Origin of the sequence: Kribbella ginsengisoli, assembly GCF_039537185.1 — a bacterium.
Lineage (GTDB): Bacteria > Actinomycetota > Actinomycetes > Propionibacteriales > Kribbellaceae > Kribbella > Kribbella koreensis.
The window spans coordinates 55213-77711 of the sequence record NZ_BAABAA010000016.1 but is presented as its reverse complement, the minus strand read 5'-3'; the positions used below and the strand labels follow the sequence as shown (position 1 = coordinate 77711).

Genomic DNA, 22499 nt, shown 5'->3' with positions numbered 1-22499 from the left:
GGACCGGGTCATCGGAGGCTGGAGCCAACGTGTTCGCGACGAAAGGAAGTAACTCATGAAGGCCGCAGTAGTGACAGGGTTCGACCGGCCGTTGGAGGTTCAGGACAGGGTGCGGCCGGAGCCGGCTGCCGGGCAGGTGCTGGTGCGGATGGAGGCTTGCGGGCTGTGCCACACCGACATCCACGCAGCGCATGGGGACTGGCCGGTCAAGCCGAGTCCGCCGTTCGTACCGGGGCACGAAGGGGTCGGGGTCGTCGAGCAACTCGGCGCGGGGGTGACCTCGCACAAGATCGGTGACCGGGTTGCCATCGCGTGGCTCGGCAGCGCGTGTGGTGAATGCCGGTACTGCATCGACGGCCGGGAGACGTTGTGTCAGCACCAGGCCAACAGTGGGTACTCCGTGGACGGTGGCTGGAGCGAGTACGCCGTCGCCGACGCGAAGTACGTGGTCAGCGTGCCGGACGGTGTCTCCGCGTTCGACGCGGCGCCGTTGACGTGTGCCGGTGTCACGTCGTACAAGGCGATCAAGGTGGCGAGGATCCAGCCGACCGAGAACGTCGCGGTGTTCGGCGTCGGCGGTCTGGGGCACCTCGCGATCCAGTACGCCAAGATCGTCGGCGGCACGGTGATCGGCGTCGACCTGGCGGACAACAAGCTGGAACTGGCCAAGGAGCTGGGCGCGACGCATGTCGTCAACGCCGCGCGGGAGGACCCGGTCGAGGCGATCCAGGCACTCGGCGGGGCTGATGTGGCGCTGGCTTTCGCGGTGACGCCGCTGGCCTTCGAGCAGGCGTTCCGCTCGCTGCGCCCGGGTGGCCGGCTGATCTGCGTGGCGCTGCCGGCCGAGGGCACGATGCAGATCCCGATCTTCGACACGGTCCTGAAGGGCATCGAGATCATCGGCTCCATCGTCGGCACCCGCCAGGACCTCACCGAGGTCTTCGCGCTGCACGCCGCGGGCCGGACCCGCGTCATCGCCGAGAGCCGCAAGCTCGACGAGGTCAACACCTCGATCGCCCAGGTGCTGGCCGGAGAGGTGCCGGCCCGGCTGGTCTTCGAGTTCTGACCCGGGCAAGGAAGATCCCGGTCCGCGACAGCGGACCGGGATCTTCGGGTTGCGGATCAGGCGTGCGTGGCGCCGAGGATCTCGGCCGGCCGGCCGCGGCGGGCCACCCGGCCATGGCTCAGGACGATGATCTCGTCGAGGTCGTCCAGGCCCTCGAGGCGGTGGGTGATGAGGAGGGTGGCGCGGCCTCGGGTGGCGGTGAGGATGTCTCGGGTGAGTTCGGCGGCGGTGGGGTCGTCCAAGTGGGCGGTGGGTTCGTCGAGGAGGAGGACGGCGGGGTCGGCGAGGAGGGCGCGGGCCAGGGCGAGGCGCTGGCGTTCGCCGCCGGAGAGTTGGGCGGCGCGTTCGCCGACGGGGGTGTCGAGGCCTTGTGGCTGGCGGTTGACCCAGGCCGCTAGACGGGCCTGACGGAGGGCATTCATCAGTTGGGTGTCGGTCGCATCCGGTTTGCCGATCAGGAGGTTGTTGCGGATGGTGGTGTCGAAGAGATGGTCGTCCTGGGCGCAGACGGTGACGTGACGACGGAACGCGTTCTCGTCGAGCTCCGGTAGCGCGATGCCGCCGTAGGTGACGGTGCCGCGTTCGGCCGTCAGGAAGCCTGCCAGGGCGGCGACGAGGGTGCTCTTGCCGGCGCCGCTCTCGCCCACGACGGCGATCCGGCGGCCGGGGGAGAGCCGCAAGGTCAGGTCGCGCACCGTCGGCTGATCGGCGCCGGGCCAGCGGGCATCGGCATGCCGGATCTCCAGGGTATGACCGATGACATCTTTGTTGCCCCAGGCAATGGCGGGTTGCGGAAGGTCTCCGAGAGCCCGGAGCCGGTCGACCGCGCGGAGGCCGCGAACCAGATGCCTGGCCGCAGCGGGCAACCCAGTGGTCAACTCGAAGGCGGCCAGCGGAGTCAACGCCAGAACGGCCAGCTGTACTCCGGGCAGCCTCCCCTCCCGGACAGCCTGGATCCCGACCAGCAGTTCACCGACAACGGTCAACGCCAGCGCGATGGCGCCGACCGAAGCCCCGGCCCCCGCGCCGATGGCGGACCGGCGGGCGAGCGACGTCAGCCGCCGATCGTTCACCTTGATGCGTTCGAGAGCCGGCCCGGCCGCGCCGAACGCGATCAGCTCGGCGGCTCCGGCCAGCAGATCGTGAACCGGGTCGGCGAGCGCAGCCCGTGCGGGTGCGAGCCGTCGCTCGGTCCGCCCGGCCACGGACAGTGTGATCCCCGGTGCCACGACGCCTGCGATCAACAGTCCCAGCAACAGCACCAGGCCGGCCGCAGGAAGCAGGGCGCCCAGGAGCACCACGGTCGCAGTACCGGTGATGACGGCGACGGCGATGGGGAGGACAGCACGGACGAGCAAGTCCTGCACGGCTTCGACATCGCTGACCACGCGAGTCATGACGTCGCCGGTGCGCAACTTGCCGAGGCCGGCGGGGGCTGCCCGGTCGAGGTCGAGCCAGGCCTGTACGCGAGTCCGGGCCAGGACGCGGAAGGCGGCGTCGTGGCCGACCAGGCGTTCGGCGTACCGGAGTACGCCGCGGCCGATCCCGAAGGCACGGACGGCGACGATGGCCACGGTCAGGTAGAGCACGGGGGGTTGCTGGGCGGCGCGCGAGATCAGCCAGCCGGAGGTCGCCATCAGACCGATGGAGCAGCTGAGCGCCAGCGATCCGAGCAGCGCGGCCGCCATCAGCCGCCATGCCTCGGGCCGCGCGATCCGCAGCAACCACCGGACGGAGGTCATGCCGGCACCCCCGCGAGATCGACGACGCGGTCGCACAGGTCCAGCAGCGCGGTGCGGTGGGTGACCAGCACGACGGTGCGTCCGGCGAAGGCCGCGGGGAGCGTGCTGAGCAACTCGTGTTCGGTGTCAGGGTCGACGCCCTCCGTCGGCTCGTCGAGGAGCAGCAGGGGAGCGTCGAGCAGCAGGACCCGGGCGAGTGCGATCCGGCGACGCTGGCCGGCCGACAGACCGTTGCCACGTTCACCGATCTGCTGTTCGAGCGGTACGTCGACCCGGGCCGTCCGGGCGGCTCTCCGGACCGCGGCGTCGTCGGCGTACGGGCGGCCGAGCCGGATGCTCTCGTGGACCGTACCGGTGAACAGGACAGGGTCCTGGCTGAGCCACCCGACCTGGGACCGCCAGCTGTCCAGGTCGGCAGTGGACAGATCGACGCCGCCGGCCAGCACCCGGCCGCACTCGAGTTCGGTGAAGCCCAGCAGCGTGGCGAGCAGAGTGGACTTGCCGCAACCGCTGGGGCCGACGATCCCGGTCACCTGTCCGGCCGGGATCGTCAGCGAGAGACCGTCGAGCGACGGGCCGTCGCGATCGGCGCCGTTCACCACGACCTCGTCGAGCTCGATCGTCTGCCGGGCGTCCGCGGTGGCCGTGCCGGGTGCGGGAGTCTCGTGGTCGAGTACGGCGAAGACCTGCTCGGCGGCGCTGAGGCCCTCGGCACTGGCGTGGTAGTGAGCGCCGAGCAACCGCAGCGGCAGGTAGGCCTCGGGAGCAAGGATCAAGACCAGCAAGGCGGTCTGCAGGTCGAGCCTGCCGTCGACGAGGCGCAGGCCCACCGAGACCGCGACCAGCGCGACCGACAAAGTCGCGAGCAACTCCAGGACGAGCGAGGAGAGGAAGGCGATCCGCAGCGAGGACAAGGTCGCCTTGCGCTGCTTGTCCGCCAGCTTCTCGACCGTGCCGGCCTGCGCCCGGGACCGGCCGAACGCCTTCAAGGTCCCGAGCCCGGACAGTACGTCCAGGAAGTGGTGGGCCAGCAGTTGCAGCGCCGCCCACTGTCTAGCCATCAGCTGCTTGGTGGTCAGGCCGACCAGGATCATGAAGACCGGGATCAACGGCAGGGTGACCACGACGATGGTGGCACTCAGCCAGTCGGCCGCGAACATCCGTGCGGCCACCACGATCGGTACGAAGCAGACCAGCACCAACTGCGGCAGGTAGCGGGCGAAGTAGTCGTCCAGGGCATCGATCCCGCGCGTAGCGAGGGTGCCGAGCTCGCCACTGCGTTCCCCGGTGAGCCAGCGCGGACCGAGCCGCACGACCTGGCGCAGCAGCCGCATCCTGAGCTCGGACTTCACCGCGGCGGACGAATGATGCGCCGCCACCTCGGCCAGCCACGACAGGCCGGCACGAGCGGCCAGGGTCGTGCCGAGGAGGATGAGCCGGCCCGCGGCGTCGTGCAGGCCGGCCCCGTGCAGGAAAGCGTCCGTGATGATCGACGCCAGCAGCCACGCCTGAGCGAGGATCACCAGCGCCTGACCGGCGCCGATCAGCACCGACAACGCCAGGAACACCCGGGTGGTCCTCGCATAACGCAGCAGGCGGGGATCGATCGCGGGCATCAGGCGTTGGCCTTCTGGGCCGTGACCGGTATGTCCGAACGCCCGAGCCGGCGACGGAAGACCCAGTACGTGTAGCCCTGGTAGGCCAGCACCACCGGAGTGAAGATCACCGCGACCCAGGTCATGATCTTCAACGTGTACGCCGTGGAGGCGGCGTTCACCGTCGTCAGGCTGAAGGCCGCGTCCGTCGTCGACGGCAACACATTCGGGTAGAGCGTGGTGAACAGTGTCGCGGCGGCCAGCGCAATGGTCGCGGCCGTGCCGATGAACGCCCAGCCCTCCCGGCCGAGCCGGGACGCGACCAGTCCGCCGATCAGGCAGAGTGCCGCGGCGAGCGCGAGCAGCCAAGTGATCCAGGAGCCGTCCAGCGTTTGCGTCCACCCCAGGAAGCCGGCGGCTGCCACGACGGTCGCGATGCCGATCGGGGGCACCACCTTGAGGGCGCGGTCGTGGACCTCACCGTGCGTCTTCAGCGCCAGGAAGATGGCGCCGTGCAGGGCGAACAGCAGCAGCGTGGTGATGCCACCGAGCAGTGCGTACGGGTTGAGCAGGGTGAAGAACGTACCGGCGTACTCATGGTCGGCGCCCATCGGTACACCACGCACGATGTTCGCCAGGGCCACGCCCCACAGCAGGGCCGGTACCGCGCTGCTGCCGACGATGACCGCGTCCCAGCGCCGGTGCCAGGTCGCGTCGTCGAGCTTGCCACGGTACTCCAGCGCGATGCCACGCAGGATCAGGGCGACCAGGATGATCAACAGGGCCAGGTAGAAGCCGGAGAACAACGTCGCGTACCAGAACGGGAACGCCGCGAAGGTCGCACCGCCGGCGACCAGCAGCCAGACCTCGTTGCCGTCCCAGACCGGGCCGATCGTCTTGAGGGTGACCTTGCGGTCGATCGGGTCCCGGCCGACGACCGGGAGCAGCATGCCGACGCCGAAGTCGAAGCCTTCGAGCACCAGGTAGCCGGTCCACAGGACGGCGATGAGCAGGAACCAGACATCAGTGAGTGCCATCGGGGTGCTCCTCAGTACAGGAAGGCCGGCTCGGCGGCCTCCGGGTCGGACGGCTCGGACTCCACGGGCACCTCACGGGCGAAGCGGAGCAGGAGGAACACCTCGACCACCGCCAGTACGCCGTACAGCAGGGTGAGGACGATCAGCGAGGTCAGGACGCTGCCGGCCCCGACACTCGGCGAGACCCCGTCGCGGGTCTGCATCAGCCCGAAGACGATCCAGGGCTGACGGCCCATCTCGGTGAAGATCCAGCCGAGGCTGTTGCCGAGCAGCGGCAGCAGCGGGACGGCCAGGGCTGCCCGGATGAGCCACTTGGACTTCGACATTCGTTGCCGGCGGAGCAGCCAGAGGGCGAGCAGGGCGATGGCCGCGGCCAGGACGCCGCACAGGATCATGAACCGGAAGGTCCAGTAGGTCAGCGGTACGTTCGGCTTGTACGTGCCCGGGCCGAACCGCTGCTCGTAGGCCTTCTGCAGGTCGTTGATCCCCTCGACCTTCCCGTTCCAGCTGCTGGTCGCCAGGAAGGACAGCCCGTGCGGGACCTTCAGCGACCAGACCTCCTTGCTGCCGTCGAGCGAGCCGATGGTCAGGATGGAGAAGGGCGCCGGGGACGACGTGTCGTACAGCGCCTCGGCGGCGGCCATCTTCATCGGCTGGGTGTCGGTCATGATCTTGGCCTGGATGTCGCCGGTGACGACCAGCGCGACGGCCGCGACCAGGGTGGTGATCGCGCCGAGTTTGACGGCCGGCCGGAACAGGCTGCCGTGTTCGCCCGGGCGGCGCAGCAGGTGCCACAAGGCGATGCCGAGCATGAAGGCGCCGGCGGTCAGGAAGCTCGCGGCGATCGTGTGCGGGAAGGTCGCCAGCGCGACCTTGTTGGTGAGCACCGCGCCGAAGTCGTGCAGCTCGGCCCGGCCGGTGGCGGCGCTGTAGGTGTAGCCGCGCGGCCACTGCATCCACGAGTTGGCGGCCAGGATGAAGTACGCCGACAACTGGGTGCCGATGGCAACGAGCCAGATCGAGGCCAGGTGCACCTTCTTCGGCAACCGGTCCCAGCCGAAGATCCACAGGCCGAGGAAGGTCGACTCGAGGAAGAACGCGAGCAGCCCCTCGATCGCCAGCGGCGCCCCGAAGATGTCGCCGACGAACTTCGAGTAGTCGCTCCAGTTCATCCCGAACTGGAACTCCTGCACGATCCCGGTCACCACGCCGATGGCGAAGTTGATCAGGAACAACTTCCCCCAGAACTGCGTCATCCGCCGGTACTTCACGTTCCCCGTCCGGTACCACGCGGTGTGCAGCCCGGCCACCAGCGCGGACAGCCCGATCGTGATCGGCACGAACAGGAAGTGGTAGACGGTGGTGATCCCGAACTGCCAGCGGGCAAGGTCTATGGCATCCATGGCAACGACGGTCCCAGCCGGCCGGCACTGCTCCCCAGGGTCAAAGGTCCCCTGGGGCTGGGACCCTCAGACCGAAACCCCGGCGAACCGCCACCGCTCGAGGTCCGCGGCCGAGACCATCCCGGTCACCCGGCCGGCGGCGTCGACCACGGGGACGGCCGGCAGGTGGCAGCGCGCGAGGATCTCCGCGAGCTCGAGCACCGGGGTGTCCTCGGAGACCGTGAGGATCTCGGTCGCCATCACCTCGCGCACCCGGCGGCTGGCCAGCCGATGCGGCGCGTGGACGGGTTCCGGCGACACGAGATGCCGGCGGAGCGGGGCGTCGGCCGGCCGGAACGGTTCGAGGGCGGCGGCGAGATCGGCTGGGGTGCCGGCGTTCGTGGCGGCCAGCACGGCAGCCGGGGCTCCGGCGGGAAGGGCCGAGCCGAGCATCCGGCAGAGCGCCGCGGTGTCGCGGTGCCGGGCGGCCGTGAGGTCGTCGTCGGCCAGGGCGACGTCGAGAAGCTTGACCAGCCCGGAGTCGGTCCAGCTGATCGTGCCCGCGGCGAGCGCACCGTAGGCGAGACCATTGGCGTGGACCGTTGCGACCGCGCCGGCCGCCTCGGCCACCAGTTCGATCGCGAGCTCCATGGTCAGCCGGCCACTCGAGCTGAGGTCGGCGAGGCTGGTACCGGCGTACGACTCGGTGATCAGGTACCTGGGGTCCTCAGCCACGTCGATGTCGATGATCCGGACCAGCTGGTCGTCGGCCAGCCGGCTGTACTGCTGAACGGCCTGGCTGGTGACGCTGCCGGCCGGCGGGAAGAGGGCAGTGACCCTGCGGTCGAGACGCTCGTCGCGGCCGCTCCAGGCCGGCCACTGGCTTGGGCCGGTGACCTGGCTTTCCAGACGGTAGCGGTCGTCGAGTCGCACAACTCACACTCTGCTCGTTCCGGGGTCGTCGGGCCCAGGGCCAGAGGTCCCGGATCGCACGGACCGGCTGCCCGAGGGCGTCGCGCACACGACCTTCACGTCAGTTGTGGGCGGCGATGTCGCGGCCGTCGAGGGCCGGCATCGCGATGACGGTGAGGGCGGCGGCGCCGGCGATCAGCCAGAGGTAGGTGGCTGGCAGGCCCGCGCCGAGTGGGCCGCCGCTCAGCGCCTGGTCGAAGGGGGAGAGCGGGCGCCAGGGGTCGAGCGAGTCGATCATCAGTCCGGCGGCGTACAGGACATACGCGGCCGCCGCGGCGGCGGAGCCGAAACCGATCGCGATCGAGCGGCGGCCGGTGAGGGCTCCGGCGGCGAGGGCGAGGGCGCCGTACTCCGCGCCGAGCAGCGTCATCGCCAGGGAACCGGTCGCTGCTTGGCCGGCGCCGATGCCCAGACCGAAGATCAGGCTCATTCCGGTGGTCGCGACGAACAGGGCCAGGCCCAGGACGGCCAGGCAACTGAAGAGGGCCAGCGCCTTGTGCAGGACGATCCGCGCGCCCGTGATCGGCTGCACCAGCAGCAGATCGAGGGTGCCGGCCTCTTCTTCGCCCGCGATCAGCCGGGCGCCGTGCCCGATGCCGTAGACGAGGAACAGGATCGGCAGCATCAGGGTGAAGAGCTCGGCGTTCAGGAAGCCCGGGCCGGTGGTCATCGCGTCGAAGTCGAAGAGTTTGCCGAGTTCCTCGGGGAGCTGGGCGTAGATCTCCTTCATGTCGGGCATGTCCCGCAGCGACGGCCACAGGGCCGACTCGAGGCCGACCAGGAGCACGAGGGCGATCGACCAGGCGACCAGGCCGCGGCGCTCGTCGTACAGCGTCTTCCAGTAGACGTTGCGGAACACTGTGCTCAGCTCCTTGCGGTGTAGTAGTCGAGGAAGATCGACTCGAGATCGGCCTCGTGGCTGACGATGTCGACGACCTGGTACGGCGCGGCCGCCGTCAGCAGCCCGGCCGTCGAACCGCTGACCTCCACATGCGCGGTTCTTCCGTCGACACTGAGCTGCTGGACTCCGTCGGCCTGCCTGAGCTGCTCGAGCGGCGCGGGACCGGCGAAGGTGAGCTCCAGCCAGTGCAGCGCCTGTTCGCGCAACTCCTCGACGGTCTTCGTCACCACGAGCTCGCCGCGGCGCAGGATCGCGATCGTGTCGGCCACCGCCTCGACGTCGGACAGGATGTGCGAGGACAGGAAGACGGTCCGGCCGTCGTCCCTGGTCTCCCGCAGCAGCGCCAGGAACTCGCGCTGCATGAGCGGGTCGAGTCCGGCGGTCGGCTCGTCGAGGATGAGCAGCTCGGGCCGGTGCATGAAGGCCTGGATGATGCCGAGCTTCTGCTTGTTGCCGTGCGACAGCGTCTTGAACCGCCTGGACAGATCCAGGTCGAACCGTTTGGCCAGCCGCTCGGTCTCCGCCCAGTCGACATCACCGCGCAGGTTCGCGAGGTAGTGCAGGTACTGCGCGCCCGTCAGCTCGGGATACGCCGCGAACTCGCCCGGCAGGTAGCCGATCCGCCGCTGGACTTCCTCACAGCGGTCGACCACGTCGTACCCGAGAACCTCGGCGGTCCCCGTGGTCGGCGCGATCAGCCCGGCCAGGATCCGGATCGTGGTGGTCTTGCCGGCACCGTTGGGTCCGAGATAGCCGACCACCGATCCGCGCGGGACCTCGAGATCCAGCCGCCGCAGCGCTTGGTGCGTGCCGAACCGCTTGGACAGTCCCGTAGTCCTGATCGCGGCGTCCATGTCGCGCTCCTTCCTGCTCTACCTCCGTTCCGTTCGACCGTAGGAGTCGCGTGACGGCGGTGGACAGGGCCGAAGGTCCGCACCAGTCGAGTCCCTCCGGCCCTGCTCCGGCCGCCCCCGGCGAGGTGGAGTGGAGGTGTCAGCAGAACCGAGGAGAAGGAGGAAGAGTGAAGATGACCACACTCGAGCGCAAGGACGGACGGCACCAGTTCGCCGATCTGTTCGACTGGGCCGACTCCCTGCCGAACATGTTCAGCTGGCCGGCTGCAATCCGCGGCGTCCGGATCGAGGAGTACGCCGACGGCGATCGCTACGTGGTCAAGGCGGAACTGCCCGGCATCGATCCGGAGCCGGACCTCAAGGTGGAGGTGGCCAACGGCATCCTGACCATCGCGGCGACCCGTCGGCAGGAGGAGCACACCGGGACCCGGACCGAGTTCCACTACGGCTCCCTGACCCGGCGGATCTTCCTGCCGGAAGGGGCGGACGAGTCCGCCGTCACCGCGCAGTACGACGCCGGCATCCTCGAGGTGAGCGTGCCGACGACCACCCGGTCGGTGGAGACCCGCACCGTCCCGATCACCCGCAAGTCGTGATCGGGCCGGGGCGATGACATCGGCCACGACAGGCCCGGTCGGTGGAGACTCCGGCCGGGCCAGGGTTCCCACCCCCGAGGGAACCCCGTCCCAGCCGGCTCCGGCCGGCTGGGATGCGCTTGCGTCCGACGGGTCGGTCGTTCATCTGCGGCCGATCCGCCGCGACGACGAGGCGGCCCTGATGGCGATCAACCACCGGCTCTCGGACCGCTCGGTCTACCTGCGGTTCTTCGGGTTGAGCCGGCTGACGGCCGACGAGCACACCCGGCACCTGGTCGAGGCCGACCCGGCGCACGGCCACGTGGCGCTGGTCGCGGAGGTGGACGGGGCGGTGGCCGGCGTCGCCAGTTACGAGCCGATGCGGGCCGACGAGGCCGAGATGGCCTTCCTGATCGACGACACCGTGCACGGACGGGGTCTGGGGACGTTGCTGCTCGAGCAGCTGGCAGCGGTCGCCCGCGAGCGTGGGATCCGGCATCTGCATGCCGACACGCTCGCCGAGAACGCACCGATGCTGCGGGTCTTCCTGGACTCGGGTTTCCGTGAGGTGCACAAGCTGGACAGCGGCCTGGTCGAGTTGTCCCTCGACACCGCGTACTCCGCGCGCACCCTCGACCGGATGGCCGAGCGGGAGAGCGCCGCCGAGTCCCGGTCGCTGCGGCCGCTGCTCTCACCACGCTGCATCGCTGTGATCGGCGCCGGCCGCAAGCCGGGCGGGGTCGGCCACGAAGTACTGCTCAATCTTCTCGACGGCGGTTTCACCGGCGACCTGTACGCCGTCAACCCGAAGGCCGACCGGATCGGCGACATCACGTCGTACCCTTCGGTCGAAGACGTTCCGGGCCATGTCGACCTGGCCGTGATCGCGGTGCCGGCCGCGCAGGTCGCCCGCGTGATCGAGGACTGTGGCCGGGCCGGTGCCGGCGGGGCCGTCGTCCTCTCCGCGGGGTTCTCCGAGTCGGGCGCCGACGGCCGGCTGGCCCAGCAGAAGCTGCTGGAGATCGCGCGGCGCTACAGCCTGCGGCTGATCGGCCCGAACTGCCTGGGCATCGTCAACACCGATCCGGCCGTCCGCCTCGACGCCACCTTCGCCAACGTCCCGCCGATGGCCGGCTCGCTCGGCCTCGCCGCGCAGTCCGGCGCAGTCGGGATCGCGGTCCTGGACCATGCCGGCCGGATCGGCCCCGGCGTGTCCGAATTCGTCTCGCTTGGCAACAAAGTAGATGTCAGCGGCAACGATCTTCTGCTGCACTGGTGGAACGACCCGCGGACCGACGTGATCGGGCTGTACCTGGAGTCGTTCGGCAATCCGCGCAAGTTCGGCCGACTGGCCCGCCTGGTCGGCCGGAAGAAGCCGGTACTGGTGGTCAAGAGCGGCCGCTCGACCGGCGGCCGCCGGGCCGGCGCCTCGCATACGGCCGCCGCGGCGACCCCCGACACCGCCGTCGACGCGCTGTTCGCGCAGTCCGGCGTACTGCGGATGGAGACGCTGGAGGAACTCGTGGACACGGCCCGGGCACTCGCTGGGCGGCCACTGCCGAAAGGCCGGCGGCTCGGGATCGTGGGCAATGCGGGCGGTGCCGGCGTACTGGCCGCCGACGCGGCCGTCGCCGCGGAACTCGACGTACCGGAGCTCAGCGCGGCGACAACGAGCGAACTGGTCAAGAGGACCGGAGCCGTCGGAGCCGGGAACCCGGTCGACCTGGGTGCGGCCGCCACGCCGGAAACGCTGGAGAGCGCGGTCGGCATCCTGCTGGCCAGTGGCGAGGTAGATGCCCTCGTGATCAGCTATGCGGCAACTAGAGCGGGCGATGTCGACGAGACGTACGCGGCGATCGCCCGCGCGGCCGCCGGTTCGGAGATACCGATCCTCGTCAACTGCCTCGGCGCTCCGGGGGCCGCGCCGCAGATCACGCTCGACGACGGATCGAAGCTGCCCGTCTACACGTTCCCCGAGACCGCGGTTCGTGCGCTGGGCCACGCCTGCCGGTACGCCGCCTGGCGCGGCCGGCCGCAGGGCGTCGTACCGGAGATCACCGATATGGACGAAGACGGTGCCAGGGCGATCGTCCGGCACTACCTGAACTCCCATCGCGAGGGCGGCTGGCTCGACCCGGCCCGTGCCGAGCAGCTGATGCTGTGTGCCGGCATCCCGGTGGTCGCGGCGCTCACAGCGTCGAACCGGGACGCGGCGCTGGACGCCGCGGACCGGGTCGGCTATCCGGTCGTTCTGAAGACAGCGGCCCCCGGCATCGTGCACAAGACCGATGTGGGCGGGGTGAAACTCGGACTCCGAGACGCGGCGGAACTGTTGCGGGCGTACACGGAACTGACTGCCGCCGTCGGTGACCCGCATGTGGTGGTCCAGGCGATGGCGTCAACCGGCGTCGAGCTGGTGACCGGGTTGGTCCGGGACCCGCTGTTCGGCCCGGTGCTGATGGTCGGCAGCGGCGGCATCCTCACCGACCTGCTGGCCGATCGGCGCTGGCGTGGCCTCCCACTGACCGACCTGGACGCCACCGACATGGTCCGCTCGTTGCGTTGCGCGCCCCTGCTCGCGGGCTACCGCGGCGCCGAGAGCGCGGACGAGGCGGCGGTACTGGACGTCCTGCACCGAATCGCCTGGCTGGCCGAGGCCGTTCCCGAACTCGCCGAGCTCGACATCAACCCCCTGACGGCCACCCCCACCGGAGCGGAGGCGCTCGACGTGAAGGTCCGCCTGACGCCGGCCGCCCCGGAACCGGACTGGTACTCACGTCACCTCGGTTGACGCGATACCCGGATCAGGACTTGCGGTGCCGCAGTCGCAGGAGGGCGACGACCGCGCCTGGAACGATCCCGAACAACACCGCGGCCGCGAACTGCCCCGTCGTCACCTGCGCGAGGCCGAGAAGGTCACGCAGGGGTGAGACGACGAGTGGAAGCAGATGAGCGACGACAGCACCGGCGACGGCCAGGTCGAGGAAGCGCAAGCGCCCTGTTCCCGGTGCCCGTGGACGGCGTAGCGCCGCGGCGACGCCGAGCTGCGACAGACCGAGGACCAGGTACGTCGTGGTCTGCCAGTGCGCTCCGGCGTGCCGGGCCAGCAGACTGGCGACCAGAGTAACGGTCGCGATCAGACCACCGGTCCAGACGATTCGTTGCCACAGGCCCGCACCCAGGACGTGTTCGGTGGTGGGCCGTGGCCCGCGCCGCATCGCCAGCGGATCGGCGGGCTCGGCGCCGAGCGCCACCCCGGGCAGGCCATGAGTGAGCATGTTGATCCACAGGATCTGGGCCGGCAGCAACGGCAGTGCCAGGCCGAAGAACGGACCGAACAGCATCACCAGCACCTCGGCCAGGCCGCCGCTCAGGGCGTACCGCAGGAAGGTGCGGACGTTGGAGTAGATCCGGCGGCCTTCCTCGATGGCGGCCACCACGGTCGCCAGATCGTCGTCGGTCAGGATCAGGTCAGCGGCCTGCCGCGCGACCTCGGTGCCGTCGCGGCCCATCGCCACGCCGATGTCGGCACGGCGCAGGGCCGGGCCGTCGTTCACACCGTCACCGGTCATCGCGACGACGTGGCCCCGGTCCTGCCAGGCCCGGACGATGTCCAGCTTTTGTTCGGGCCTGATCCGGGCGAAGATCCGGGCTCCCGGGCCGGGCGCGGGATCGCGTCCGGCATCGATGTCCGCACCGGTGATCACCTCGGTGCTGTCCAGCCCGATCCGATCGGCGACGGCGCGGGCGGTTCCGGCCGCGTCGCCGGTGATCAACAGCAGTTCGACGCCGGCCTGGGTGAAGGAGGCGACCACCTCGGCGGCGTTGCCCCGGACCGGATCGGTGATGGCGATCAGTCCGGCGAGCCGCAAGCCCACCTCCGCCTGTCCGGTATGCCCGTCAGCGGGCAGGGTTCGATCGGCCACGGCCAGCACCCGGTAGCCGTCCCGGGCCAGTAGCGAAGCGGTCTCACGGGCCCGGGCGACCGCGCCGTACGGGGTCACGTGCTCGTCGAGCAGGACCTCCGGCGCCCCCTTGCAGATGACGAGCACCTGGTCGCCGCCAGGCATCCGGTGCAGTGTCGTCATGCGTTTGCGTTGACTGTCGAAGGGGGCCTCCGCGGTGCGCGGGTAAGCGGCCCGGAGGCCGTCGGGAGACACCCCGGCGCGCCGGGCCAAGGTGATGAGCGCAGCCTCGGTCGGATCGCCGAGCGGGCGCCAGCCGGGCTGCTCCGCATCAGGGGGCTGCAGGTCGGCGTCGTTGCAGAGCACGACGTCGCGCAGCAGCCGGTCGAGCTCGGCTTGCGTCCCGGCGGGCCCGTCCGTCGGTGTGATGTCTCCGTCCGGCGCATAACCATTGCCGCAGGCAACGTATTCGCCGGATTCGGTCCAGAGCCGTTCGGCCAGCATGACACCCTCGGTCAGCGTGCCGGTCTTGTCGGCGGCGACAACGGTGACCGCCCCGAGCGTCTCGACGGCCGGCAGTTGCCGCACCACCGCGGACCGGCGGGCCATCCGATGGGCACCGATGGCGAGTGCCAGTGTCACCACGGCAGGCAACGACTCAGGCACGGCGGCCACGGTCAGGCTGACCGCGGTCACCAGCATGTCGGGCAGTGGGAGTCCTCGGATGAGGCCCGAGACGGCGACGATGGCGGACAGGGCGACAGCCACCAGGCTCAGCACCCGGCTCAGTGCGGCAAGGCGCCGCTGCAGTGGCGTCGGCCGCGGTCGCTGCCCGGAGAGCAGTGACGCGATCCGGCCCAGCGCGCTGTCGGGGCCGGTCCGGACGGCGTCCGCGCGGCCGCGTCCACGAGTGATCACCGTGCCGGCGCTCAGTTCGTCGGCGATCTGCTTCTCGACGGGGACCGATTCGCCCGTCAGCGCGGCCTCGTCGGCCTGCAACTGGAACGCCTCGGTCACTGCCAGGTCGGCCGGCACGATGTCGCCGGCCTCGACTATCACGACGTCACCGGGCACCACCTCGGCGGCCGGGATCATCAGGACGCGGCCGGAGCGCAGGACTCGCGCCTGGGGCGCGGCCAGCCGGCGCAAGGCGGCCAGTGCTCGCTCGGCCCGCAGTTCCTGGACCACCCCGACGGCGGTGTTCAGAACGACGACCACCAAGATCACGGTGAGGTCGGCGAAGTCGCGCAGGGAGGCAGTCAGCACGGAGGCACCGAGGAGCAGGAGGATCATCGGGTCACGCAGCTGTGCGAGCACCCTGCTGAACGGTCGTGGGGGTGGGGCCTCGGCGATCGCGTTCGGACCGTGCTCGGCCAGGGAGTGGCGTGCCTCCTGGTCGGTGAGACCGGGCGGCCGGGCCGTGGACACGCTCATCTGATCGACTCGGTGTGGACGATGGCGACCGGGCAGTGGGTGTGGTGGAGGAGGCCGCGGGAGACGGAGCCGAGGCGGAGTTCGGTGAACTCGGTGCGGCCGAGGCCGCCGACGACGACCAGGTCGGCGTACTGCGACTCCTTGGCCAGCACCTGGACGGGATGGCCCTCCGGGTACCTGGTGCGGAAGACGACCGCTGGGTACTTCTCGGGCCAGCCGTCCAGGCACTCACCGACCATCAGCTGGGCGTCGCGCCGCCAGGGAGCGTCCTCGGGGTCGAGCCACAGATCCGGGCGGGGGAAGGCCTCGGGCAGGTCGGGCACGTGCACGATCTCCAGCTCGGCCCGGCGTTCCGCGGCGATCTCGAAGGCGTATCCCAGGGCGGCCTGGCAGGAGTGCGAGCCGTCCACGCCGACGACGATCCGGCCCCACGCGGGTTCGGCCGCCTGCCATTCGTCCGGTACGACGACCAGCGTCGTCCGGGCCAGCGCCGCGCAGACCTGCGAGGTGGATCCCACCATCAGCTCGGCGAACCCGCCGGCGCCCCGGCGTCCGATCACCAGCACGGCGGCCTCGGCCGACGCCTTGAGCAGGGTCTGGGCGGGATTGCCGTAGCCGAGTTCGAGGACGGCGTCGGTGAAGCCGAGCCGGTCGAGTTCGTCGGCGGCGTCGTCCAGGACGTCCGTCCCGTCGTCCTGCGATGGCGCGGCGGCGAGCTGGTGCGCGGGCCGGGTGTCGTCGACGACGTGGAGGGCGCGGACGGTCCAGCCGCGCCGCGCTGCCAGGTTGACCGCCCAGTCGAGGGCGAGCAGACCGTCGGCCGATCCGTCCAGACCGACCAGGATTGCGGGGCGTGCGGGCGTGGACATGAGGGACACCTCTCGCTCGGCAGTGCTCTGTTCCAGTTCAGCCGCGGCGGCGCGGACGGCACAGGGTGCAACGGCCTGTCCGGAGGCGACCAAGGTCCCTTCGGACTGGTGTGTTTCTGCCCTGCCCGCTCCCGCGCGGGCGCGGAAAGGTCGGGAGTGAAGACACACCCCGAGATCTTGGAGGTCGACCGACCATGAAGGCGCTTGTCTACAACGGCCCTGGGCACCGCAGCTGGCACGAGGTGCCGGACCCGGTGATCCAGGACCCCGAAGATGCGATCGTCCGGGTGGACGCAGTGACCATCTGCGGCACCGATCTGCACATCCTGAAGGGCGACGTACCGACCGTCGAGCCGGGCCGGATCCTCGGCCACGAAGCGGTCGGCACGATCCTGACCGTGGGCAGCGGCGTCCACGGTGTCCAGCCGGGCGACCGGGTGCTGATCTCCTGCATCAGCGCCTGCGGGCGTTGCGAGTACTGCCGGCAGGGCCGGTACGGCCAGTGCCTCGGTGGTGGCGGCTGGATCCTCGGCCACCTGATCGACGGCACCCAGGCCGAGATGGTCCGGGTCCCGTTCGCGGACCGGTCCGTGCACAAGCTGCCCGACAACGTGAGCAACGAGGCCGCGCTGCTGCTGGCCGACATCCTGCCGACCTCCTACGAGGTCGGAACCCTGGCCGGGCAGGTCAAGCCGGGTGACACCGTCGTCATCGTCGGCGCCGGCCCGATCGGCCTGGCGGCCGTCACCACCAGCAAGCTGTACAGCCCGTCGAGCGTGATCGTCGTCGACTCCGCGTCGGCGCGGCAGAAGGCGGCCCTGGACCACGGCGCCGATCTGGCGTTCGGCCCGGAGGACGACCTGGTCGAGACGATCAAGGAGCTGACCGGTGGTCTGGGCGCCGACGTCGCGATCGAGGCGGTCGGCATCCCGGAGACCTTCGAGCTGTGCACCAAGGTGATCCGGCCCGGTGGCCGGGTGGCGAACGTCGGCGTCCATGGTGCCCCGGCGACGCTGCACCTGGAAGACCTGTGGATCAAGGACGTCACCATCACCACCGGCCTGGTGGACACCTGGACGACCCCGCGGCTGCTGTCGATGCTGGCGGCCGGCCGGTTGTCGATGCCGGGCCTGATCACCCACCGGTTCGGCCTCGACGAGATGCAGGACGCGTACGACATCTTCTCCCGGGCCGGCGAGACCGGCGCGCTGAAGGTGGCGCTGTTCGGCGACGAGTCCAAGGATCTCGAGGGCTGAGCCGATGCTCGAACCGACCGGGCACGATCGCGACGAGCTGCTCCGGGCAGCCGTCGCGGCGCCCTCGATGCACAACACCCAGCCGTGGCGGTTCCGCTTCACCGGCTGCGTGATCGAGGTTCATCGTGACCGGTCCAGGGAGCTTCCGGCCGAGGACCCGGACCGCCGGATGCTCCACCTGTCGCTGGGCGCCGCCGTCTTCAACCTGCGGGTGGAGGCGGCGCGCCTGGCGTACGGCACGGTCGTCCGTAGCGTGCTCGACCGGCGCCGGCCGGATCTGGTCGCCGAGGTGGAACTGGTCAGCGGCGGCCCCGAAGCCGAGGAACTGCACCGGCTGGCCCCGGCCATCCCGCTCCGGCGGACCAATCGCCAGCCGTACTCCGGTCAGCCGATGCCCGCCGAGCTGCGCCGGCTGCTCGACCTGACCGCGCGGCTGGAGGGCGCGGACCTGCAGTGGCTGGACGGCGGCGCCCAGCTCGAGTGGGTCCACCTGGCGACGGCGGACGCGGGCAGCGAGGACGATCGGAGTCTGGCCCGCACCGAGGAGCGCCGGCTCTGGGTGGGTGGTGACCGGCTCGTCGACGGCGTGCCGGCCAGTGCGCTCGGGCCGCGTCCTGATCGGGCGAAGGCGCCGGTCAGGGACCTGGCCGCGACACCCGACGACGCCGGCCGGCCGGCGTCGGCCTTCGAGAAGAATCCCCAGCTCGCCATCCTGGCGACCCGGCGCGACGGTCCGGCCGAATGGCTGCGCGCCGGTCAGGCGATGCAGCGAGTGTTGCTGGAGGCAACGGCATCGGGGTTGTCGACCTCGTTGCTCAACCAGGCGATCGAGCACGACACGCTGCGCTGGCTGCTCCATGACCCGCTGGGCACCTGGACCCGGCCGCAGGCGATCATCCGGTTCGGCTACGGCCCCGGCGTACCGGCGACCCCGCGCCGCCCGATCGCCGAAGTGTTGTTGCCGTAGGCAATGGAGTACGGCTGGACGATCTCGGGGTGCCACTCGTCCGGGCAACCGATCGGTGGCGAGTGGTAGATCTCCCAGGCGTCACCCGTGGCCCGGTCGTGATGCCGCCGCAGCCAGTCCTCGATCAGGTCGTACGCGGTCCCGATCTTCCGGTACGGTCCGCTGTACGCCGTCACCACCACCGGCCCGGCCGGCAACTCCGACGGCAGGGCCAGACCGTTGGGCGCGACCGGCAGCGTGACCGGGAACCCGGCCTCCACGACCACCAGCCCGTCGGCGGCCTGATGCCGCCGGCTGAACGGGAAGCCACAGGGCACGATCCGCCGGTGCCGCAACCATTCGGCGATGTCACCCAGCGCCAGCGGCAGCCAGCCGGTCACCTCGGACGGCGGCAACGTCGCGCGCCGGACAACGGTCGGCTGAGCCGCAAGAGTCCGAGTCTCGATTACCGCGGTGTGCATGATCTGTCCTCTCGCCCTGGTACCTCCAGCAGACGCCGAAGGACCGCGCGCCAGCAGGGCCGAAAGTCCCCAATGGCGTCGCAAAGGTGCGAAAGGCATCCGGAGACGGGCCGTCGGACCCTGACCGCCGGGCCTGGTCACGCACGACAGTTGGAAGGTCGTGAGGGAGGACGAGCTATGGCGACGGTGACGAGTGGTGAGGTGACGGCTCCGGCCACCGCGGACGAGGTGCTGACCGTCGACGGCCTGTCGAAGAGGTTCGGCGACCGGACCGCGGTGGACGGCGTCAGCTTCACGGTGGCGCCGGGGGAGACCTATGGTCTGCTCGGGCCGAACGGGGCGGGCAAGACGACGACGATCCGGCTGGTCTGCGGCCTCTTGCACCCCGACGGTGGCCGCTGCTCGATCGCGGGCCGCGCGGTCAGCACCTCCGCCGTCGAGGCCAAGGAACTGGTCGGCTACGTGCCTCAGGAGGTCGCCCTCTACCCGGACCTGACCGCTGCGGAGAACCTGCGGTTCTTCGGGCGTCTGTACCGCCTGGGTGGCCGAAGGCTGCGCGCCAGGGTCGGCGAGGTGCTGGAGCTGGTCGGGCTGGCCGATCGTGCGGACGACAAGGTGGAGTCCTTCTCGGGTGGCATGAAGCGGCGATTGAACATCGGCGCCGGCCTGCTGCATGCTCCTCGTCTGCTCGTGCTGGACGAGCCGACCGTCGGCGTCGACCCGCAGAGCCGGCACGCGATCATGGACAGCATCCAGGGCCTTGGGGCCACCGGTACGGCGGTGCTGTACACGACCCACTACATGGAAGAAGCCGAGCGGTTGTGCGACCGGGTCGGCATCATGGACCACGGTCGCCTGGTGGCCGAAGGCACCCGCCGTGGCCTGGTCGCCCAGCTCGGTGAGCTGGACCGGATCACGCTGACCGCTACCGGAGACTTGCAGCGCCTGGCCGAGCGGTGCCGGGCCCTGCCAGGCATCGCCGGGGCGGATCTCAAGGACGGCCAGGTCCTCTTGCTCGCCCATGACGGGCGCCGGTTGCTGCCCGCGGTACTGGCCGCGGCCGAGTCCGCCGAGACCGAGCTGAGGTCCGTCGAGGTGGTGGAGCCCGATCTCGAGGCGGTGTTCCTGCACCTGACCGGCACCGCACTGCGGGAGTGAGCATGCGAGCCGCACTGACGATCGCCGCGAAGGATCTTCGCCGGCGGCTGCGGGACCGCTCGGCGCTGGTCCTCGGGTTCGTGGCGCCGTTGATGGTCGCCACCTTGATGAGCTTCGCCTTCGCGGGCGTCGAGTCCTTCCATGCCGACCTGGTGGTGGTCGACCACGACCGGGGCGTTCTGGCCCAGGCCTTCCGCCAGTTGCTCACCGGGCCGCAGTTGGCCGGCTTCGCGACAGTACGAACCGCCGACACGGACGCGGCAGCGCGCGAGCAGGTCGACCAGGGCCAGGCCGGTGCCGCCTTCATCGTGCCGGCCGGCTTCAGCTCGGCCGCCACGGGCGAGGAACCGGTGGACGTCAAGGTGCTCGGCAACCCCGACGAGCTGGTCCAGGCACAGGTCGCACGCTCGATCGCGGAGGCCTTCGTCGCCCAGCTGAACGCCGACCGGCTGTCCATCCACACCGCGCTGGCAGCCGGGGTGCCGGCGCAGCGGATCGATGAGCTGGCGAAGGCCGCCGCGGATCTGCGGTTGCCGGAGTCGGTGGTCGCGGCGCCGACCGGCTATCGCCAGCTCAGGACGGTCTCGTACTACGCGCCCGCGATGGGGATCTTCTTCCTCTTCTTCACCATCGGGTTCGCGGCCCGGGACTACTTCACCGAGCAACGGGAGGGAACCCTGGAGCGGATCACGGCGGCACCGATCCGGCGTGGCGCGGTACTGCTCGGGAAATCCCTGTCGACGTTCGTCTACGGCGTGTTCAGCCTCGGTGTGCTGGCAGTGGTGAGCACCCTGCTGCTCGATGCGCAGTGGGGACCCGCTTTGCCGGCCGCGGCGGTGATCGTCGCGATGGCGGTCGCGCTCGTGGCGCTGACGGCTCTGGTGGTGGCGGTGGCCCGGTCGGAACGGCAGGCGGAGGGGCTGGCGTCGATCCTGACCTTCGGGCTGGTCCTGCTGGGCGGGAACTTCGTCCTGGTCAGCCAGGCGCCACCGCTGCTGCGCAAGCTCGCGCTGGCGACGCCGAACGGCTGGGCGCTGCGCGGCCTGACCGATCTGGCGACCGGTGCCGGCGCGCGAGCGGCGGTCGTACCGGTGGCGGTGACTCTGGCGATGTCGGCCGTTGTCGCGGTGCTCGCCGCGGCGGTGTCGTGGAGGAGGACGATCCGATGAGAGCTCTCGCGGTGACCGCGGCGTCGCTGCGGCGGATGGTGCGGGACCGGACCGCGCTGTTCTTCGTCGTGTTGCTACCGGTGCTGATGATCGTGATCATCGGCGCGATCGTGCAGAGCCCGGGCGGCTTCCGGCTCGGCGTACCGGCTCGGCCGGGATCGGAGGCGAGCGCCCTGGTCGACGAGCTGTCCGCTGCCGGTCCGGTACACACGTTCGTCGACGAGCAGGAGGCCCGTACTGCGTTACGCCGCGGCGAACTGGATGCGGTGGTGCTGGTGCCGGCGGATCTCGACGCGCTGGTGACGCAGGGGCGATCGGTGGAGCTGCAAGTACTGGCCGGTGGCGCGCCGTCGACGCGCTCGGCGGTGATCGCGGCCATCGGGGCGGCCGTGAGCCGGCATGCCGAGCGGATCCAGGCCGCGGCCTTCGCGGCCCGGTACGCCGGCGGCAGCCTGACGTCTCAGTTGCCAAGGGCAACAGAAGTGCGGCGGGCGACCCCACGGATCGGCACCCGGGTGGAGAACGTCGCCACCGAGAGCGACTACCTGCCGACCGGCTTCGGTTACAGCGCCCCGACGATGCTGCTGTTGTTCGTGTTCATCAACACGCTCGCCTCCGGCGCCGCCATCGCGCAGACCCGTGGACTGGGGATCTACACCAGGGCGCTGGCCGCACCGATCCGCTCCCGTGACCTGGTGGCTGGTGAGGCGCTCTGCTATCTGCTGCTCGCCCTGGTCCAGTCGGCCCTGATCGTTGCGGTCGGTGGGCTGCTCTTCGGCGTGAGCTGGGGCAATCCGCTCGCCGCGGCGGCCCTGGTCGTCGTGTGGGCCGCGCTGGGTGCGGGAGCCGGGATGCTCAGCGGCAGTGTCTTCCGCACTCCGGAGCAGGCCTCGTCCATCGGACCGGTGATCGGGATCGGGTTCGGCATGCTCGGCGGCTGCATGTGGCCGCTGGAGATCGTGCCGCCGGTGGTGCGGACGATCGGCCACATCACCCCGCATGCCTGGGCCGTCGACGCCTGGATCGTCGTGTTGTCCAAGGGCGGCTCGATCGCCGATATCGCCGGGCCGCTGGCCGTTCTGACGCTGTTCGCGGCGGGGTTGCTGGTCGCGGCGTCGTACCGGTTGCACCGCAGGCTGACCGCCTGACGGTGCAA

General features: G+C 70.5%; 18 protein-coding genes. 8 read left to right on the top strand and 10 right to left on the bottom strand.

Annotated features, from left to right (window positions below):
* Positions 1-55 precede the first annotated feature (55 nt).
* Positions 56-1066, top strand: a complete 1011-nt coding sequence (adhP, locus tag ABD768_RS37100; RefSeq protein WP_343965009.1) for an alcohol dehydrogenase AdhP — start codon at positions 56-58, stop codon at positions 1064-1066.
* 56 nt (positions 1067-1122) lie between these two features.
* Here adhP and cydC read toward each other — a convergent pair whose 3' ends face one another.
* The 7 genes from cydC to ABD768_RS37065 all read right to left on the bottom strand — a co-directional run bounded on the left by cydC (position 1123) and on the right by ABD768_RS37065 (position 9549).
* Positions 1123-2808: a thiol reductant ABC exporter subunit CydC gene (gene cydC, locus ABD768_RS37095; protein WP_344848779.1), complete on the bottom strand. Its 1686-nt coding sequence runs from the start codon at positions 2806-2808 to the stop codon at positions 1123-1125.
* On the bottom strand, positions 2805-4424 hold the full coding sequence (cydD, locus tag ABD768_RS37090; protein ID WP_344848777.1) for a thiol reductant ABC exporter subunit CydD: 1620 nt from the start codon (positions 4422-4424) through the stop codon (positions 2805-2807). Before cydD ends, cydC begins: the two co-directional genes overlap by 4 nt.
* Positions 4424-5440, bottom strand: a complete 1017-nt coding sequence (gene cydB, locus ABD768_RS37085; RefSeq protein WP_344848775.1) for a cytochrome d ubiquinol oxidase subunit II — start codon at positions 5438-5440, stop codon at positions 4424-4426. Before cydB ends, cydD begins: the two co-directional genes overlap by 1 nt.
* A gap of 11 nt (positions 5441-5451) precedes the next feature.
* Complete coding sequence (locus ABD768_RS37080) at positions 5452-6843, bottom strand: cytochrome ubiquinol oxidase subunit I (protein ID WP_344848772.1); 1392 nt, start codon at positions 6841-6843, stop codon at positions 5452-5454.
* A 66-nt stretch (positions 6844-6909) separates the two neighbouring features.
* Positions 6910-7755 (bottom strand): CBS domain-containing protein, encoded by an 846-nt coding sequence (locus ABD768_RS37075; RefSeq protein WP_344848770.1) that lies wholly within the window; start codon positions 7753-7755, stop codon positions 6910-6912.
* A gap of 100 nt (positions 7756-7855) precedes the next feature.
* On the bottom strand, positions 7856-8653 hold the full coding sequence (locus ABD768_RS37070; RefSeq protein ID WP_344848768.1) for an ABC transporter permease: 798 nt from the start codon (positions 8651-8653) through the stop codon (positions 7856-7858).
* Positions 8654-8658: 5 nt separating this feature from the next.
* Positions 8659-9549 (bottom strand): ABC transporter ATP-binding protein, encoded by an 891-nt coding sequence (locus ABD768_RS37065; RefSeq protein WP_343964997.1) that lies wholly within the window; start codon positions 9547-9549, stop codon positions 8659-8661.
* A gap of 173 nt (positions 9550-9722) precedes the next feature.
* Between ABD768_RS37065 and ABD768_RS37060 the strand changes: the two genes are divergently transcribed.
* Positions 9723-10145 carry an Hsp20/alpha crystallin family protein gene (locus tag ABD768_RS37060; protein WP_343964995.1) on the top strand — a complete coding sequence of 141 codons (423 nt, stop codon included), beginning with the start codon at positions 9723-9725 and terminating at the stop codon, positions 10143-10145.
* Positions 10146-10158: 13 nt separating this feature from the next.
* Entirely contained in the window at positions 10159-12915 is a 2757-nt protein-coding gene (locus ABD768_RS37055; protein WP_344848766.1) for a bifunctional acetate--CoA ligase family protein/GNAT family N-acetyltransferase, read from the top strand.
* Between the two features lie 13 nt (positions 12916-12928).
* On the opposite strand, the gene ABD768_RS37050 is transcribed toward ABD768_RS37055, so the two are convergent.
* Together ABD768_RS37050 and ABD768_RS37045 are read right to left on the bottom strand one after the other, a co-directional pair.
* On the bottom strand, positions 12929-15463 hold the full coding sequence (locus ABD768_RS37050; protein ID WP_344848764.1) for a cation-translocating P-type ATPase: 2535 nt from the start codon (positions 15461-15463) through the stop codon (positions 12929-12931).
* Positions 15460-16332, bottom strand: a complete 873-nt coding sequence (locus ABD768_RS37045) for a universal stress protein (RefSeq protein ID WP_343964988.1) — start codon at positions 16330-16332, stop codon at positions 15460-15462. The genes ABD768_RS37050 and ABD768_RS37045 overlap by 4 nt, the downstream gene beginning before the upstream one ends.
* A gap of 194 nt (positions 16333-16526) precedes the next feature.
* Here ABD768_RS37045 and ABD768_RS37040 point away from each other — a divergent pair, with 194 nt between their 5' ends.
* Both ABD768_RS37040 and ABD768_RS37035 read left to right on the top strand, forming a co-directional pair.
* Positions 16527-17588, top strand: a complete 1062-nt coding sequence (locus ABD768_RS37040; RefSeq protein WP_343964986.1) for a zinc-dependent alcohol dehydrogenase family protein — start codon at positions 16527-16529, stop codon at positions 17586-17588.
* Positions 17589-17592: 4 nt separating this feature from the next.
* Positions 17593-18555 (top strand): Acg family FMN-binding oxidoreductase, encoded by a 963-nt coding sequence (locus ABD768_RS37035; RefSeq protein ID WP_344848761.1) that lies wholly within the window; start codon positions 17593-17595, stop codon positions 18553-18555.
* Here ABD768_RS37035 and ABD768_RS37030 read toward each other — a convergent pair.
* Positions 18495-19016, bottom strand: coding sequence for a GyrI-like domain-containing protein (locus ABD768_RS37030; protein ID WP_344848759.1), 522 nt, complete (start codon positions 19014-19016; stop codon positions 18495-18497). The two genes, ABD768_RS37035 and ABD768_RS37030, sit on opposite strands and share 61 nt — an antisense overlap.
* Before the next feature lie 177 nt (positions 19017-19193).
* Between ABD768_RS37030 and ABD768_RS37025 the strand changes: the two genes are divergently transcribed.
* Genes ABD768_RS37025 through ABD768_RS37015 form a run of 3 tightly spaced genes read left to right on the top strand, consistent with a single transcriptional unit; the run spans position 19194 to position 22491 of the window.
* Positions 19194-20174 (top strand): ABC transporter ATP-binding protein, encoded by a 981-nt coding sequence (locus ABD768_RS37025; RefSeq protein WP_344848756.1) that lies wholly within the window; start codon positions 19194-19196, stop codon positions 20172-20174.
* A gap of 2 nt (positions 20175-20176) precedes the next feature.
* Entirely contained in the window at positions 20177-21343 is a 1167-nt protein-coding gene (locus ABD768_RS37020; RefSeq protein WP_344848754.1) for an ABC transporter permease, read from the top strand.
* Positions 21340-22491 carry an ABC transporter permease gene (locus tag ABD768_RS37015; RefSeq protein WP_344848750.1) on the top strand — a complete coding sequence of 384 codons (1152 nt, stop codon included), beginning with the start codon at positions 21340-21342 and terminating at the stop codon, positions 22489-22491. Before ABD768_RS37020 ends, ABD768_RS37015 begins: the two co-directional genes overlap by 4 nt.
* Positions 22492-22499 lie beyond the last annotated feature (8 nt).